The organism is Paenibacillus typhae, from assembly GCF_900099765.1.
In the GTDB taxonomy this organism is placed as follows: Bacteria; Bacillota; Bacilli; order Paenibacillales; family Paenibacillaceae; genus Paenibacillus_AQ; species Paenibacillus_AQ typhae.
On record NZ_FNDX01000049.1, the window covers coordinates 1 to 15,418 of the forward strand.

Below are 15,418 nucleotides of genomic sequence, written 5' to 3' on the forward strand. Positions count from 1 at the left end.
ACCCCTTGAAGACGACGAGGTAGATAGGTTGGAGGTGGAAGTGCAGCAATGCATGGAGCTGACCAATACTAATCGGTCGAGGGCTTATCCAATAGTAATTCGCAGATTCGTTTCGGATTCAGTTTTCAGGAATCAAGTTCCTGAAAAACCTTGAATGTTTTTGAAGGTTGGTTATTTTCCTGAAGGATTTCAGAGAGTGACACGACCGGAAAAAACCTGTTTGGTGGCGATAGCGGAAGGGTTCCACGCGTACCCATCCCGAACACGACCGTTAAGCCTTCCAGCGCCGATGGTACTTGGACCGAAGGGTCCCGGGAGAGTAGGACGCCGCCAAGCACATGAAGCCATTGTTGAGCAATCGACGATGGCTTTTTTGTTGTCTATTATCCTAAGAATAAATGTGGCTTTCTCCCCGCCAAATGTCCACTGTGAATGGACTTAAGTCCAAGAATTCGCTTACGCGGCAAGCTTTTTTTGAAACCTTTCCAGGATGATGTAATATTCTTGACAGGCTAAAAGGCCTTTGCTAAGATGGCAATAATATATTTTTGGACAAGCATCTCAAACCTTAATTGAAGATATTTATTCATGCAGCTTCGCTACTCCTGACGGTGTCTATCGGATATGGACTCTGGCCTGACCGAAGTTTCTTCATTTATAAAGTTTGCGGACGTTTAGAATGACAATTCGAGGAGGAATGACCCAGGTGTGGGAAGATAAGTTTGGCAAAGAAGGACTGACTTTTGATGATGTGCTGCTGGTACCGCGTAAATCCGAGGTGCTGCCTAAAGAAGTGGACCTGAGTACGGTTTTGAGTAACAATGTGAAGCTCAATATTCCGCTTATCAGTGCAGGAATGGATACCGTAACTGAAGCAGCAATGGCCATTGCGATTGCCCGTGAAGGCGGAGTTGGCATTATTCACAAGAATATGTCTGTAGAGCAGCAAGCTGGCGAAGTCGATCGGGTAAAGCGTTCCGAAAGCGGCGTAATCACTAATCCTTTCTCCCTCACACCGGATCATCTGGTATCCGATGCGGAACGTCTAATGGGTAAATACCGTATCTCCGGAGTACCGATTGTCGATGATAACAACAAACTGGTCGGCATTATTACTAACCGTGATATGCGCTTTATTCATGACTACAGCGCGCCGATCAGCGAATATATGACCCGCGATAATCTGGTAACGGCTCCTGTCGGCACAACCCTGCAGGAAGCAGAGGTTATGCTGCAGCGCCACAAGATCGAAAAACTGCCGCTGGTTGATGACAATAACATTCTCAAAGGGCTTATTACTATTAAAGACATTGAGAAGGCAATCCAGTTCCCTAACGGGGCTAAGGATGCACAGGGCCGCCTGCTCGTCGGTGCAGCTATCGGTATTTCGAAGGATGCGGATGAACGTGCGAAGGCTCTGATTGAAGCCGGTGTCGATCTGCTTGTTGTGGACTCGGCTCACGGACACCATATCAATATTATTGAAGCAGTTCGCAATCTGCGCGCCAAGTACCCTGACCTCACAATTGTTGCCGGAAACGTAGCAACCGGTGAAGCTACCCGTGATTTGATCGAGGCAGGAGCATCTATTGTTAAGGTTGGTATCGGACCGGGTTCGATCTGTACTACCCGGGTTATTGCCGGTATCGGTGTGCCGCAGATTACTGCCATCTATGATTGCGCAACAGTCGCGCGGGAGTACGGAGTACCGATTATCGCAGACGGCGGGATTAAATACTCGGGTGAGATTACTAAGGCGATTGCTGCCGGTGCATCTGCAGTAATGATGGGAAGCCTGTTTGCCGGAACCGAGGAAAGCCCGGGAGAATCCGAGCTGTACCAGGGACGCAAGTTCAAGGTGTACCGTGGGATGGGAAGTATGAGTGCTATGAAGCAGGGAAGTAAGGACCGTTACTTCCAGGATGATGACAAGAAGCTCGTTCCAGAAGGAATTGAGGGAAGAGTTGCTTTTAAAGGGCCGCTTTCCGATACCGTTCACCAGCTGATCGGCGGACTACGTTCAGGTATGGGATACTGCGGTACTAAGACTTTGACAGAGCTGCGTAACGATACCAGCTTTATCCGGATTACGGGCGCAGGACTCCGTGAGAGTCATCCGCATGATGTGCAGATTACCAAGGAAGCGCCTAACTACTCCTTGTAATTGCGCTAATTCGCTAAAATACGGGCAGGCAGGGCATAATTCGCTCTGCCTGTCTTTTTTTGCAGATACCCCTGTGTTAGAATAGAACAAGCAATGGATATGAGGACCAAAGGAGAGTATTGATTTTGAAGCACAAGCGTAAATTCAGCAGCAAGCAATTTGTGATCAAGACAGCGACAGTAGGTCTGCTTTTAAATATGTTAGCTTCTCCTGTAAGTTCCGCAGTATTAGCCAGTGAGGTTCAGACTCCGGCTACAACAGAAGCAGGCACAACCGGTACAGGTACGGCGGCAACAAATACAGCAGTTGCCAAAATTCCTTCGATAGAATCTCTGGGACTTAATGTGAGCTCAGCTGTATTAATTGAGCCTACAACTGGGGAAGTTCTTCTATCATATAATGCCGATGAGGCGCTGCCTCCGGCCAGTATGACCAAGATGATGACAGAATACCTTGTGACCGAAGCTGTTAATAATGGACAGCTTTCCTGGGATCAGACGGTTACTATTCAGGAGAATGCGGCCCAGCAGGTCGGCTCCCGGATTTTTTTGGCGCAGGGTGACCAACATACGGTTAAAGAGCTTTACATAGCTATGGCAGTGGGCTCAGCCAATGATGCTACTGTTGCACTGGCAGAGCTGGTTTCCGGCTCGGAACAGCAATTTGTGACCCTAATGAATGAGACTGCCCAGAAGATGGGGATGAAGACGGCTTATTTCATTAATTCGACCGGTCTTGACCGGGCAGATATGCCTTCCAAATATCGTCCGGAAACGGACCGCGAAACGGTCATGTCTGCAATGGATGCAGCTATACTTGCTAAATATATAGTAACTGAACATCCTGATTTTACTGAGTTTACAACGATCCAATCCTATAAGTTCCGTGAGCGCGATGCCAAGCCGATGATTAACTACAACTGGATGCTCGAAGCCAATAAGGATATAGCGAACTTTAAGGCTTATGCATATCCGGGTCTTGACGGACTTAAGACAGGACACACTACCAAGGCAGGCAACTGCTTTACCGGCACGGCAGTGCGTGACGGTATGCGTCTTATCAGTGTAGTTATGGGAGCCGATTCGGAAGCACACCGCTTTACAGAGACAAAGAAGGTGCTTGACTTCGGCTTCAATAATTTTGAAATCAAGCAGGTAGTAGCCGCCAAGTCTGTGATCGCAGGAAACGAAACCGTACCTGTTCAAAAGGGTAAAAATGAGAGCGTACCTGTAGTTACAGACGCCGGTGTAACCTTTATTGTGCCAAAAGGAACGGTGAACCCGGCAATCGAGACGGCTGTTGCTGTCAACGACGCCTCCACTCTCGTTGCTCCTATTGCCAATGCTACCGCAGTCGGAAAGGTAACTTATACCTATAAGATTGAAGGCATGGAACAGGCTCAGCAGAAAACGGTCAATCTGATCACAGCAGAGGAAGCAGAGAAAGCAGGCTGGTTTAAGCTGCTGATGCGGGCAATCGGCGATTTTTTCGGTGATTTGTTTACAGGAATTAAGGATCTGTTCTAAGTATTAGCGGGATATAGTAAAAAAATCGGGGGGCCAGGACATGGAAACAGGAACATCGAGAGTAAAAAGAGGTATGGCAGAAATGCAAAAGGGCGGCGTCATTATGGACGTCATGAATGCTGAGCAGGCAAAGATTGCCGAGGCTGCAGGTGCAGTAGCTGTAATGGCACTGGAGCGTGTTCCTTCTGATATTCGCGCCGCGGGCGGCGTAGCACGTATGGCTGATCCTACTATTGTAGAGGAAGTCCTCAAAGTGGTAAGCATTCCTGTAATGGCCAAAGCCCGTATCGGCCATTATGTTGAAGCAAAAGTGCTTGAATCGCTGGGCGTCGATTATCTGGATGAGAGCGAAGTGCTTACGCCTGCTGACGAAGTATTCCATATCGACAAGCGCGAGTTCACTGTTCCTTTTGTGTGCGGAGCCAAAGACCTCGGAGAGGCGCTGCGCCGCATTAATGAAGGGGCATCCATGATCCGTACCAAGGGTGAGCCGGGAACAGGCAACATTGTTGAAGCTGTGCGGCATATGCGCTACATTAACAGCCAGATCCGCAAAGTAACCGGCCTGTCCAAGGATGAGCTGTACCATGAAGCCAAGACCCTTGGTGTCCCTTATGAGCTGCTGCTCGAAGTTCATGAGCTTGGCAAACTGCCGGTTGTTAATTTTGCCGCAGGCGGTGTGGCAACTCCTGCCGACGCTGCTCTAATGATGCACCTGGGGGCGGATGGTGTTTTTGTAGGATCGGGTATTTTTAAATCGGATAATCCCGAGAAGTTTGCCCGCGCCATCGTGGAAGCAACAACTCACTTTACCGATTACAGACTGATTGCCGAGGTATCCAAGAATCTCGGCACCCCGATGAAGGGGATTGATATCGCCACTCTGACACCGGCTGAACGCATGTCAGAACGGGGCCGTTAATAGAGAGAAGGTTGGCGGATGAGAATAGGAGTGTTGGCGCTTCAAGGCGCTGTAACGGAGCATATTGTCAGTATAGAGAAGACCGGAGCGGAGGGCCTTCCGATCAAGCGTGTTGAGCAGCTTGAGGAATTGGACGGCCTGATTATTCCCGGCGGCGAGAGCACTGCAATCGGCAAGCTGATGCGCAAGTATGGCTTTATTGAAGCCATACGCGATTTTTCAGGCCAGGGTAAGCCTATCTTTGGCACTTGTGCCGGGATGATTGTGCTGGCAAAGAGAATTGCCGGCGGCGAAGATTCTCACCTGGGGCTGATGGATATAACGGTGGCCCGGAATGCCTTTGGCCGCCAGCGGGAAAGCTTTGAATGCGACCTCGATGTAAAAGGAATTAGCGAGCCGGTCCGCGCTGTATTTATACGTGCTCCGCTTATCAGCGAAGTAGGTCCTGAGGTAGATGTGCTTACCGTTTATAATAATGAGATTGTTACAGCACGGCAGGACAATCTGCTGGTTTCCTCCTTTCATCCGGAGCTGACAGACGATTACCGGCTGCATCAGTATTTTGCCGATATGGTGAAGGCTAAGGCAGCAGCCACACAATAGAACTGCATATAAGAACAACCTGACTCTTTCAATGCTGCAAACGGCAATCTGAAAGAGTCTAGGCTGTTTTCAGGAGGGAAACTTTGTGCTAGATGTAAAAGTATTGCGCAGTGACTACGCTAAAGTAGAAGAAGCGCTTAACAACCGTGGTAAATCGCTTGATCTGATTGCCGGATTCCCGCAGCTTGACCTGCGCCGTCGGGAACTGCTGCAAGAGACAGAAGGACTCAAGAACCGCCGTAACATTGTTTCAGGCGATGTAGCCAAGAAAAAGAAAAACGGAGAGCCGGCTGATGACCTGATCGCAGAGATGCGTACCGTTTCTGACCGGATTAAAGAGCTGGATGATGAAGTCCGTGAGCTTGAGGCACAGATTGATGAGCTGACGATGAGCATCCCTAACATTCCCCACGAATCGGTGCCGGTAGGCAAGTCCGAAGAAGATAATGTCGAAATCCGGCGCTGGTCCCAGCCGCGCGAGTTCGGGTTCACTCCGAAATCCCATTGGGAGCTTGCGCAGCAGCTGGATATACTGGATTTTGAAGCTGCTGCCAAGGTTACAGGCTCCAGATTTGTATTCTATAAGGGGCTCGGAGCGCGTCTTGAGCGTGCGTTGATTAACTTCATGATGGATTTGCACAGCGGAGAGCACAACTACGAAGAAATGCTGCCGCCGCAGATTGTAAATAAGGACAGCTTATACGGTACGGGCCAGCTGCCGAAGTTCGAAGAGGATCTGTTCAAGCTGCGGGATACAGAGTATTACTTGATTCCGACGGCAGAGGTGCCGGTAACCAATTATTACCGTGAGGAGATCCTGACAGCTGCAGACCTGCCTAAGTATTTTGTCGCTTACAGCTCCTGCTTCCGTTCTGAAGCCGGTTCAGCAGGCCGTGACACCCGCGGTCTTATCCGCCAGCATCAGTTCAATAAGGTGGAGCTTGTAAAGCTTACTACGCCTGAGAGCTCCTATGAGGAGCTTGAGAAGATGACAGCAGACGCTGAACGCGTGCTGCAGTTACTGGAGCTGCCGTACCGGGTTCTGGGACTCTGTACAGGGGATATGGGCTTTACATCGGCAAAGACCTATGACCTTGAGGTGTGGCTGCCGGAGAGCGGTATGTACCGTGAGATTTCCTCCTGCTCGAATACGGAAGACTTCCAGGCCCGCCGGGCTAATATCCGTTTCCGCAAAGAGCCTAAGGCCAAGCCGGAATTTGTTCATACACTCAATGGATCGGCACTGGCAGTAGGACGGACTGTAGCAGCGATCCTGGAGAATTACCAGCAGGAAGACGGCAGTGTGCGGATTCCGGAAGTGCTTCAGCCATACATGCGTAACACAAAAGTAATCACTCCAAAAGTTTCTCAGTAGGACTTGCATATTCTTCACGAAATGTGGTACAATTCCTAATGCATGTGAAATTTAGATGCATTATGGAGAGGTACCGAAGCGGTCATAACGGGGCGGTCTTGAAAACCGTTAGGGTGCAAGCCCACATGGGTTCGAATCCCATCCTCTCCGCCATTTCTTTAATACAATGATCTGCATATAGAAGCTGTCTTCTCCGGAAGACGGCTTTTTTTATGCTTGCCGGTATTCATAGAGATCCATGCCGGATTCATGCACCTTTGCTGCGGACAGGAATAAAAAGCTCCGCTTCTCCGCAATGTAATAGAGAAGGAGGCTGATCATAACAATGAACCGAGAAATGCAATTGGACCAGAATACGCTGATTTCAGCCTGGCAGGAACGCCTGCCTGCGCTGATGAAAGACGGGGACAGCTTTAGCCTGCAGGGGGATGCGGCAGACCAGAACAGCCTGCTCATTCATTTTAACGCTGCCGGACATCAGGCGTACTCCCTGGATTTTCGCTGTACCTATGTGGACAGCCGGGAGGTTGCCGTTGATTTGGTTGATGTGGAGCAGGGGGGGCGTCATACGGATGAACGCACCGATGCTGTCCAGCAGCTGGCGCAAAAGTATACCAGACAGATTCACGAATGCGCCCAGGCGCTGCAGAATCTGACCAATCCTTAGGAGGAGATGTAAAATGAGTAAGCCAAAAAGCGTGCCGGTACCGGGAACGGAAACTAATCAGAAGTCCAGACAAGAGCATCATTCTTCCGGTCCCGAGCCGTTATCGGGCTCCAAAAAGGTAAAGCAGGCTAATCACGTGGACCATAATAACCCGCAAGGTTAGAGTGGAACCCGGGCAGTATCTGAAACGTAATGTTTCTCATATTTGCTAATTGGTTTATCATTAACATGGGGAAGTAATATTTTTACATGGGAGAGGAGAACAATAATGATTAAAAGATGGGGGCTTTCCGCAGCGGCTTTGCTGCTTACAGCTGCAGTTATTTTACCCGGATGTGCAAGTAAAGAGGAGTCACCGAAAGAAGCAATATCGTCGTCAGCAAAAGAGGCGTTAACGATGACTTCTTACGAAATGAAGAGTGTACTTACTATTAACAACCTGACGATTGATGCACCTGCAGGGGCTGGGGATGAGACTACGGGCATGGTGCTCAATATGCTCCAGAACGCTGATATCTCCATTAATGGCGTTCATCAGTCAGATCCGATGCAGACCGAATTAACAATGGTGCTGAATCTGAAGGGCGACATGGCCATGTCCTTCAATATTCCAATGGTGCTGACAACAGATAAGATGTATGTCAAGATCCCGTCGATTCCGTTCCTGCCGCTTCCGGAGACCATCGTCGGCAAGTTCCTGGAGCTTGATCCGAAAGAGCTTGCTGAACAGCAGGGAGTGGGTGTAACGCCGGGGACAGTGGATACCAAGAAAGTCCAGGATCTTTCCAATGAGGTAGTGAGCACGCTGCTGGGTGAATATGACGAAGAGACGTACTTCAAGAATGTGAAGCCTGAGGATGCGGGGCTGCCTGAGGGCGTAGATGCTAAGCAGGTTGTCCAGTTCCAAGTGACAAACAGCAATGTCAAAGAGGCGCTTACCATTTTGGTGAACAATGCACTGCCTAAGATCATTGATATCCTGGGCAAAGAAGAGTACAAGGAAATGCTGCAGATTGACGAAGCCAAGCTCGCGGATATTAAACAACAGCTGCAATCGGGTGAGGCCCGGGCAGAGTTCGATAAGGGCTTAGCTGACCTGGACTCCTATCTGACAGTTAACAACTTCCAGCTGAACACAGCCATCAACAAGGATGATTTCCCAGTGTATCAGAATCTGCTGATGGATGTGGTAGTTAAGGATCCGGAGCAAGGGCAGAATATTAATCTGTCACTAACCGGAACTAATCAGTACAGCAAAATCAATGAGAAGCAGACCTTCGTGATCGGTATCCCGCAGGGTGAGGATGTCGTTACAATGGAAGAGCTGCAGCAGCAATTTGGCGGAATGAGCACTTATTAATCTTTATCCTATTCAAAAACCTGCAGTGTGCACTCAGCACTCTGCAGGTTTTTTTGTTATATCTGAGCTATGAGCGGGCTGTCAAAAAATCATCGGCCAAAATTGCATAGGTCCGGTGGTCCTGCCATTCGCCGTTGATCTTGAGATACCGGCGGGCTATGCCTTCAGCCTGAAAACCGCTTTTCTCCAGCACCCGGCGTGAAGCATCGTTGTGGAGCAGGATGCAAGCCTGTACTCTGTGCAGTGCAAGGGCACGGAAGGCATATTCCAGGATCAGGCTCACTGCGGCGGTCATATGACCTTTGCCTTGAATAGCATAATCCATAAAGTAACCCAGATCGGCATACTGAGCCACTCCGCGCACCAGATTGGAAAGTGTAATCTGACCAATCAGCCTTCCGTCAGACAGGAAGATGCCGAACATATAAGCCCTGTCATGCTCCGAGTCGCTCAAGCGCTGGCTGAGCAGCTGCTGCTGGCTCTCCAGGGTGAAAAAATCAGCCTCGCGCAGCGGTTCAAACCGCTGATGATGCTCTTTGTTTCGCAGACGCAGCTCCAGGAGCTCCTGTGCGTCCTGCGGCTGCAGTAATGAAAGATAGATACCTTGTGCATGATTGTAGAGCTTAAATGACATAACAGGGTTTCTCCTTATCCCATAATAATTATAGAAACAAAATGGCAGTTGGACGGGTTACTAATGCCTCAGAGCTTGGGCTTCCGGCGCAGCCGGCGGAAGAAAGAAGTCAGCAGCTCTGCACATTCCTCCCGAAGAACATCTTGAATAATTCCGGTCCGGTGATTGAATCTCGGTTCTTCGAGCAGGTTCATAAGGGTGCCTGCACAGCCTGCCTTTGGATCGGCAGTACCGTATATGGTCAGCGGCAGCCGGGCCTGAACCATTGCCCCCGCACACATGGGGCAGGGCTCAAGGGTAACGTATAGCTGGCAGTCTAGCAGCCTCCAGGAATTAAGTGCAATACTCGCCTGGCGGATCGCGACCATTTCGGCATGTGCGGTAGAATCAAGTGTAGTTTCCCGCAGATTGTAGCCGCGGCCGATAATCTCCCCGTGACGAACGATTACCGCACCGATAGGCACTTCACCCAGGCTCTCTGCTTTACGCGCTTCGGCAATCGCCTCCTTCATCCAAAACTCATGTATGGCCAGCTCCTCAGGTGGCAGTTCATCCTTGTATTTATTCAAGCTCATCTTTCCTTTCCTCGAACAATCCTTGTACAACGAACAAATATTCGCTCTGAACAAATTGTGTATAACTCTGTGGATAACCGCCCACTTATACACAATTTTGTACACACTCAAGATTAATAACCTGTTTATATGTGTATATGCTGTGGATCGCATTCATGATTTCCTTCATTATTGTAGAGAAACTATCCTCAAAATTCAATGCTGTACGTGGATAACCCCCTTTGAAATCTCTTTTCAAATGAAGGGGCAGAAGGTATGATATTTATGAATGCTCTGCTTGATTTTTTTACCAGCTGATAAGAGGTGAACAAACAGCTTGTCCATTAAAACAAAATTATCGGCAATCATTTTCGGGTTGGTACTATTAATACTGGGACTCAATCTGATGCTGAATTTATATGCGGCCCGGAATAATTTGCTTACCGAGAGCAAGAATAATATGAAGACTACGGCCATGCAGATTGCTGTTTCTGTCGAGCAGAGCAATTACAGCTCCAATTACGTGCAGCAGCAGATGGCCTATAATCTTCGGCTCGCCGCTATTCTCGCTGCTGAGGAGCTTGACCCGGACATCAGCAATGTGAAAAACGCACAGCTGAAGCTTCTGGCGGACAAGCTAGGGGTGTCTAATATTTCGCTCCTTGTTCAGACTGAAGATGATATTATAGTAGCTAAGTCCTCAGATCCTGCCGAGCTTGGGATGTCTACCAAGGGTATGGGTTTTTGGTATGTAGCTTTTCTTGAGTTGTTTGCCGGCCAGAAGGTATCCGTTCAGCAGGGGCAGACGCTTGATAATTTCTGGTCCGGTCCCTTTGAATACTCCACCTCCAATCCGGAGTACATTGAGAAGTGGGGCTATTACCGCGATCCGTCAAGAAACTATATTATAGATCCGTATATCCGGAGTACAGCTGTCAGTGATTACGTGAGAATTATGGAGCCGGAAGAGATCGTCCGGCGCTCCAAGGAGGTCAACCCGGGGCTATTGGAGATTACGGGGATGAATCCCAAGACCTTTGGTTCTGAAACCATGCAGCCGGACGGTACGGACAGTGTCAATCATAAGCTGCGCAACCGTCCTATCCGTTTTGGAACTTACATTTTTGGCAATCCTGCCGAGGATAAGACTGCAATGATGACCGCCCTGAGGAAGGAAGCTCCGGTAACCATTGATACATCAGCCTTGGGCAAAAGAGTGCTTAAAAGCTTCATCCCGATTGCTCAGCCCGGCAATGATGATTATGTCATCAGCGTAGTCATGGATTACTCGGTAATCTCCTCCGTCATTAATGAGGAGCTGGTCAGCGATATTACGACATCGGTGCTGCTGCTGGTTGTTTTTTTCATATGCAGCTACGCGCTGTCCGGCATTGTTACAAGGCCGATTAAGGATATCCTGCGTAAGGTTGATGATGTGGCCAAGGGCAATTTCGAGTCCCCGCTAAATGTAACAAGCGGCGATGAGCTGGGCCAGCTGGCCAGCCGGATCAATGTAATGGCCGATCACTTGTATCAGCATACCAATCAGCTGGGACGGACGCTGGAGGAGAACCGGGCTGTGAAGGAGCACCTGGAATCGGTAATTAACGGGACTTCGGATGCAATCCATACTGTAGATATGGAAGGGCGGATTACCAGCACGAACAAGGCCTTTGAGAAGCTGTACGGCTGGAATGCTGACGATGCTGCAATCAAGCCTCCTTATCTTGTACCGGCTACCGTACAGCGGCAGGAGGATCTAAGACTTAAGGAACTTAAGGAAGGCGCCGTTCTGCCGCCTGTGGAGACCCTTAGGATGAAGCGTGACGGATCTTTAGTTGAGGTCAGTGTAAGCACCTCAATGATCCGGGATGAAGAGGGCCGTCCTCAGGCCTTTGTACATGTATCCCGTGATATGACCGAACGCAACCGGATCGAGGAGCTGCTCAGACGCTCGGAGAAACTGACGACAGTGGGACAGCTGGCGGCAGGGGTAGCCCATGAGATCCGTAACCCGCTGACCACTCTCCGAGGATTTCTGCAGCTTCAGAAGGAGAAGGGAGTGCTTATACCGCTGCATATTGATCTGATGCTGTCTGAGCTTGACCGGATCAATCTGATTGTGAGCGAATTTCTGATCCTGGCCAAGCCGCAGGCTGTCCACTTTCAGGAGAAGGATGTCCGGCATATTCTGAATGATGTCATTTCCCTGCTGGACAGCCAGGCGCATCTTTTCGGCATCGAATTTGAAGCACAGCTCTCCGTCCAGCCTGCAAGAGTACATTGTGAAGAGAACCAGCTAAAGCAGGTCTTTATCAATATCGTCAAAAATGCAATTGAGGCGATGCCTGCAGGCGGCACCATTACTGTTTTGCAGCGGATCGAAGGAAATTCTGTTATCATTGTAATCTCGGATCAGGGAGAGGGAATTCCGGAAGAGATGCTGCCCAAGCTGGGGGAGCCCTTCTTTACAAATAAGGAGACGGGAACCGGTCTTGGACTGATGGTCAGCCAGCGGATTATCCAGGCTCACAAAGGCAGCATGGAGATCCGCAGTGAATACGGGTGCGGAGCTGAGATTACGATTATACTGCCGGTTGCATAGAATCAGGCCTGAGTGAAGGAATGAATAAGGAACGGAGTGAGAACAGAAATGAGAATTAATAAGTTCATCAGTGATACAGGCTACTGTTCACGCCGTGAAGCAGACAAGCTGGTCGAAAGCGGAAGAGTTACAATCAACGGTGAACCTGCTGTACTGGGGAGCCAGGCTGTGCCGGGAGATCAGGTATTGATTGATGGCAAACCGCTTGAAACAGGTAGCCAGGTGGTCTATATTGCTTTGAATAAGCCGGTAGGCATCACCTCTACCACAGAGGCACATATTCAGGGAAATATTGTTGATTTTGTTGGGCATCAGGAGCGGATATTTCCGATTGGTCGGCTCGATAAGGACTCCGAAGGCTTAATTCTGCTTACAAATGACGGCGATATCGTCAACAAAATACTGCGGGCTGAAGGCAAGCATGAAAAGGAATACATAGTAACTGTAGACAGGCCGATTACGCCTTCCTTTATTTCTGCAATGTCGAGCGGGGTTAAGATTCTAGGCGGCAAAACCCTCCCATGCACAGTAACCCGGATCTCGGAGCGGGTATTCCGCATCATTCTTACTGAGGGCAAAAACCGGCAAATCCGCCGGATGTGCAGCGCATTTGGCTACGAGGTAAAACACCTGCAGCGTATCCGGATAATGAATATTCATCTGGGCGCGCTCAAGACAGGGGAATGGCGTGATTTGACCACGCAGGAGAAACAGGAGCTGGGGGCTATGCTCAGCTATGAGCTGCAATAGCCAGCCATACAAAGAAAGAGCTGCTTTCCCGGGTAATCCCGGGAGCAGCTCTTTCTTTGTATTCGTTGCGGAGTCCCGTTTATTGAGCAGGAGGAGCAACGCTTGTAGTATCTGCTGATTCTGTGTATTTCCGGAGAATGGAGACTTCCACGCGGCGGTTTTTGGCCCGTCCGGCAGCCGTGGAGTTATCAGCGATCGGGTGGTATTCACCGTAGCCGATCGGGCTGAATTTTACCGGGTCCAGATTCGGATTCAGCAGCAGGATCTTCATGAAATGAAGGGCCCGGTCTACACTGAGGTCCCAGTTGGAAGAATAGCTGCTGTTGGAAATCGGGACGTTGTCGGTATGCCCCTGTACAAGTACATTGTAGTCAGGAAACTGCTGCAGCATACTGGAAATTGATTTGGCCAGCTGCCGGGATTCATTCTTAACATCGGCCTCACCTGAAGCAAACAGGGCGTTGTCACTGATTGTAATCATCAGCTGCGACTGATTCAGCTTGGTGCTGAGCAGATCAGTGAGCCCGTTTTTCTCGATATACTGGTCGAACTGCTTCTTTAGCTTCTCCAGGTCCTCTTGCTCCTGCTTGCGCAGCTTGGCAATTTCGGATTCGCCTGTATTGGGAGCAACTACGTTATCCATTTTCTCGTGCTTGCCTTGATCCAGCTGTGACTCGGTGGGCGAAGCAGCCCGCTGGTCGAGAATACCTGTACCGCCGTTCAGCGCGGAGCTGAAAGCCTGACTCATCTCCTCGAACTTCTTGGCATCAGTGGCGCTCATAGCGTACATAACCAGGAACAAAGCGACAAGCAGCGTCATCAAGTCGGAATAGGGCAATAGCCAGGATTCGTCTGCATGCTCTTCGTGCTCTTCATGCCTAGTCTTTTTGCTCACTCGAGCCGCCCTCCTTTGCAATCAACTTGGCACGCTCCGACGGTGTAAGGAAGACGGACAGCTTCTGGTTGATCGCAATGGTTGAGACCCCGGACTGGATGGACAGCAGCCCCTCTACCATCATCAGCCTGAGCTGGATTTCTTTTTTGGAGATACGTTTAAGCTTGTTGGCCATTGGATGCCACATTACATAACCGGTAAAAATACCGAGCAGTGTAGCAATAAACGCCCCTGCAATCGCGTGGGCAAGCACTTCCATATCACTCATATCGGCAAGGGCGGCGATCAGTCCGACAACCGCTCCGAGTACCCCAAGCGTAGGGGCATACATGCCTGCCTGGGAGAAGATCAGGGCGCCGGCTTTATGTCTGTCTTCAGTTGCATGAATATCTTCCATTAATACATCACGGACAAACTCCTGATCGTTGCCGTCGATGATCATACGCATACCGTTTCTCAGGAAATCATCTTCAATTTCATCAACCTTCGATTCCAGCGCCAGCAGTCCTTCACGCCGGGTAATGGATGCCCATTCCATGAACGTGGTGATCAAATCGGATTTCTTCACCATCTTTTGCTGAACGAAGAGCAGCTTGAACAGCTTTGGGATCGTCTTGAGCTCCGCCATCGGGAAGGCCACAAAGACGGAGGCTACGGTACCCAGGAGAATGATGACATACGCCGCAGGGTTATTTAAGCTTGTGAGCGGGGCATTCTTCAGCACCATCCCGCCAAGAAAAGCAACCAGACCAAAAATCAAACCAAGTAATGTTGAAATTTCCATTATGCACCTCGTCCATGAGAATTAAAAAGTGATCCGTCACAGCCGCTTGTATCATCCTTGAAAAGCAGCGGGACACCCTGTGTGGAATGAAATCACGTATATTCTTATTTATCGACAGCATTCCCTTTTTTGTGAAGTCATTTTTTCGGCTATAATGGATAGGGTAAGTTATTATTCATCTGTGAAGAAAACGGAGTGATAGACGTGGGTGTTAAGCACGGCAGAGATTACAGTGAGATTCTGAAGGAACTGACGGAGGCCGTCAGCCGCATTTCAGACGGTTATGTATTTTTTGAGATGGAACCTGATGAGTGGCAGGAGCTGCCGCAGGAATCAAAGCTTGAGGTTTGGGAGGCCCTGGCCGAGGATCTGTTTTATGGGCTTGGCGATGAGCCGGTCATTCAGGTGGGCAGCGGAGTTGTCATCTACGACAAAGAGACCCACAGGATCAACATTCTGCTTGGTGAGGAAGATCTGGCCTCGGTAGTACTTGTCTAGCTGGACAGCAGAAATGGGCCCGGGTTTGCCCCTCTCCATGCAGCCATGGTAAAATTGAGCTGACGAGTGCTATTTGCCGGG

15 protein-coding genes, 1 tRNA gene and 2 rRNA genes are annotated in these 15,418 nt (G+C 49.6%); 14 read left to right on the plus strand and 4 right to left on the minus strand.

Annotated features, from left to right (window positions below):
- From BLR64_RS25570 to BLR64_RS25620, 11 genes are all read left to right on the plus strand, one after another.
- Positions 1-92, plus strand: a 23S ribosomal RNA gene (locus BLR64_RS25570); the annotation flags it as partial.
- A gap of 127 nt (positions 93-219) precedes the next feature.
- Positions 220-336: ribosomal RNA gene (gene rrf, locus BLR64_RS25575) — 5S ribosomal RNA — on the plus strand.
- Between the two features lie 370 nt (positions 337-706).
- Entirely contained in the window at positions 707-2,164 is a 1,458-nt protein-coding gene (gene guaB / locus BLR64_RS25580) for an IMP dehydrogenase (protein WP_090718950.1), read from the plus strand.
- Positions 2,165-2,283: 119 nt separating this feature from the next.
- Positions 2,284-3,690, plus strand: coding sequence for a D-alanyl-D-alanine carboxypeptidase family protein (locus tag BLR64_RS25585; RefSeq protein WP_415841187.1), 1,407 nt, complete (start codon positions 2,284-2,286; stop codon positions 3,688-3,690).
- A gap of 40 nt (positions 3,691-3,730) precedes the next feature.
- Positions 3,731-4,612 carry a pyridoxal 5'-phosphate synthase lyase subunit PdxS gene (gene pdxS, locus BLR64_RS25590; protein WP_068728796.1) on the plus strand — a complete coding sequence of 294 codons (882 nt, stop codon included), beginning with the start codon at positions 3,731-3,733 and terminating at the stop codon, positions 4,610-4,612.
- A gap of 18 nt (positions 4,613-4,630) precedes the next feature.
- The gene (gene pdxT, locus BLR64_RS25595) at positions 4,631-5,215 is read left to right on the plus strand and encodes a pyridoxal 5'-phosphate synthase glutaminase subunit PdxT (protein WP_090718952.1); all 585 of its coding nucleotides are present in this window, start codon (positions 4,631-4,633) and stop codon (positions 5,213-5,215) included.
- 85 nt (positions 5,216-5,300) lie between these two features.
- The gene (gene serS / locus BLR64_RS25600) at positions 5,301-6,590 is read left to right on the plus strand and encodes a serine--tRNA ligase (protein WP_090718954.1); all 1,290 of its coding nucleotides are present in this window, start codon (positions 5,301-5,303) and stop codon (positions 6,588-6,590) included.
- A 64-nt stretch (positions 6,591-6,654) separates the two neighbouring features.
- A tRNA-Ser gene (locus BLR64_RS25605) sits at positions 6,655-6,743 on the plus strand.
- 172 nt (positions 6,744-6,915) lie between these two features.
- Positions 6,916-7,257 carry a hypothetical protein gene (locus BLR64_RS25610; RefSeq protein ID WP_090718956.1) on the plus strand — a complete coding sequence of 114 codons (342 nt, stop codon included), beginning with the start codon at positions 6,916-6,918 and terminating at the stop codon, positions 7,255-7,257.
- A gap of 13 nt (positions 7,258-7,270) precedes the next feature.
- Positions 7,271-7,420 carry a small acid-soluble spore protein P gene (locus BLR64_RS25615; protein WP_090718958.1) on the plus strand — a complete coding sequence of 50 codons (150 nt, stop codon included), beginning with the start codon at positions 7,271-7,273 and terminating at the stop codon, positions 7,418-7,420.
- 105 nt (positions 7,421-7,525) lie between these two features.
- Entirely contained in the window at positions 7,526-8,617 is a 1,092-nt protein-coding gene (locus BLR64_RS25620) for a hypothetical protein (RefSeq protein ID WP_090718960.1), read from the plus strand.
- Between the two features lie 67 nt (positions 8,618-8,684).
- Here BLR64_RS25620 and BLR64_RS25625 read toward each other — a convergent pair whose 3' ends face one another.
- Positions 8,685-9,251 carry a GNAT family N-acetyltransferase gene (locus BLR64_RS25625; RefSeq protein WP_090718961.1) on the minus strand — a complete coding sequence of 189 codons (567 nt, stop codon included), beginning with the start codon at positions 9,249-9,251 and terminating at the stop codon, positions 8,685-8,687.
- Between the two features lie 68 nt (positions 9,252-9,319).
- A complete protein-coding gene (gene tadA, locus BLR64_RS25630; RefSeq protein ID WP_090718963.1) occupies positions 9,320-9,826 on the minus strand; it encodes a tRNA adenosine(34) deaminase TadA in 507 nt (168 codons plus the stop codon).
- 316 nt (positions 9,827-10,142) lie between these two features.
- On the opposite strand from tadA, the gene BLR64_RS25635 reads away from it, so the two are divergent.
- Together BLR64_RS25635 and rluF are read left to right on the plus strand one after the other, a co-directional pair.
- On the plus strand, positions 10,143-12,410 hold the full coding sequence (locus BLR64_RS25635) for an ATP-binding protein (RefSeq protein WP_090718965.1): 2,268 nt from the start codon (positions 10,143-10,145) through the stop codon (positions 12,408-12,410).
- Between the two features lie 48 nt (positions 12,411-12,458).
- A complete protein-coding gene (gene rluF / locus BLR64_RS25640; RefSeq protein WP_090718967.1) occupies positions 12,459-13,160 on the plus strand; it encodes a 23S rRNA pseudouridine(2604) synthase RluF in 702 nt (233 codons plus the stop codon).
- A gap of 79 nt (positions 13,161-13,239) precedes the next feature.
- Here the strand turns inward: rluF and motB are convergent, their stop codons facing one another.
- Both motB and motA read right to left on the minus strand, forming a co-directional pair.
- Positions 13,240-14,055, minus strand: a complete 816-nt coding sequence (motB, locus tag BLR64_RS25645; protein ID WP_090718969.1) for a flagellar motor protein MotB — start codon at positions 14,053-14,055, stop codon at positions 13,240-13,242.
- Positions 14,039-14,839, minus strand: a complete 801-nt coding sequence (motA, locus tag BLR64_RS25650; protein WP_090718971.1) for a flagellar motor stator protein MotA — start codon at positions 14,837-14,839, stop codon at positions 14,039-14,041. The genes motB and motA overlap by 17 nt, the downstream gene beginning before the upstream one ends.
- Before the next feature lie 204 nt (positions 14,840-15,043).
- Here motA and BLR64_RS25655 point away from each other — a divergent pair, with 204 nt between their 5' ends.
- Positions 15,044-15,337, plus strand: coding sequence for a hypothetical protein (locus tag BLR64_RS25655; RefSeq protein WP_090718973.1), 294 nt, complete (start codon positions 15,044-15,046; stop codon positions 15,335-15,337).
- Positions 15,338-15,418: the final 81 nt, after the last annotated feature.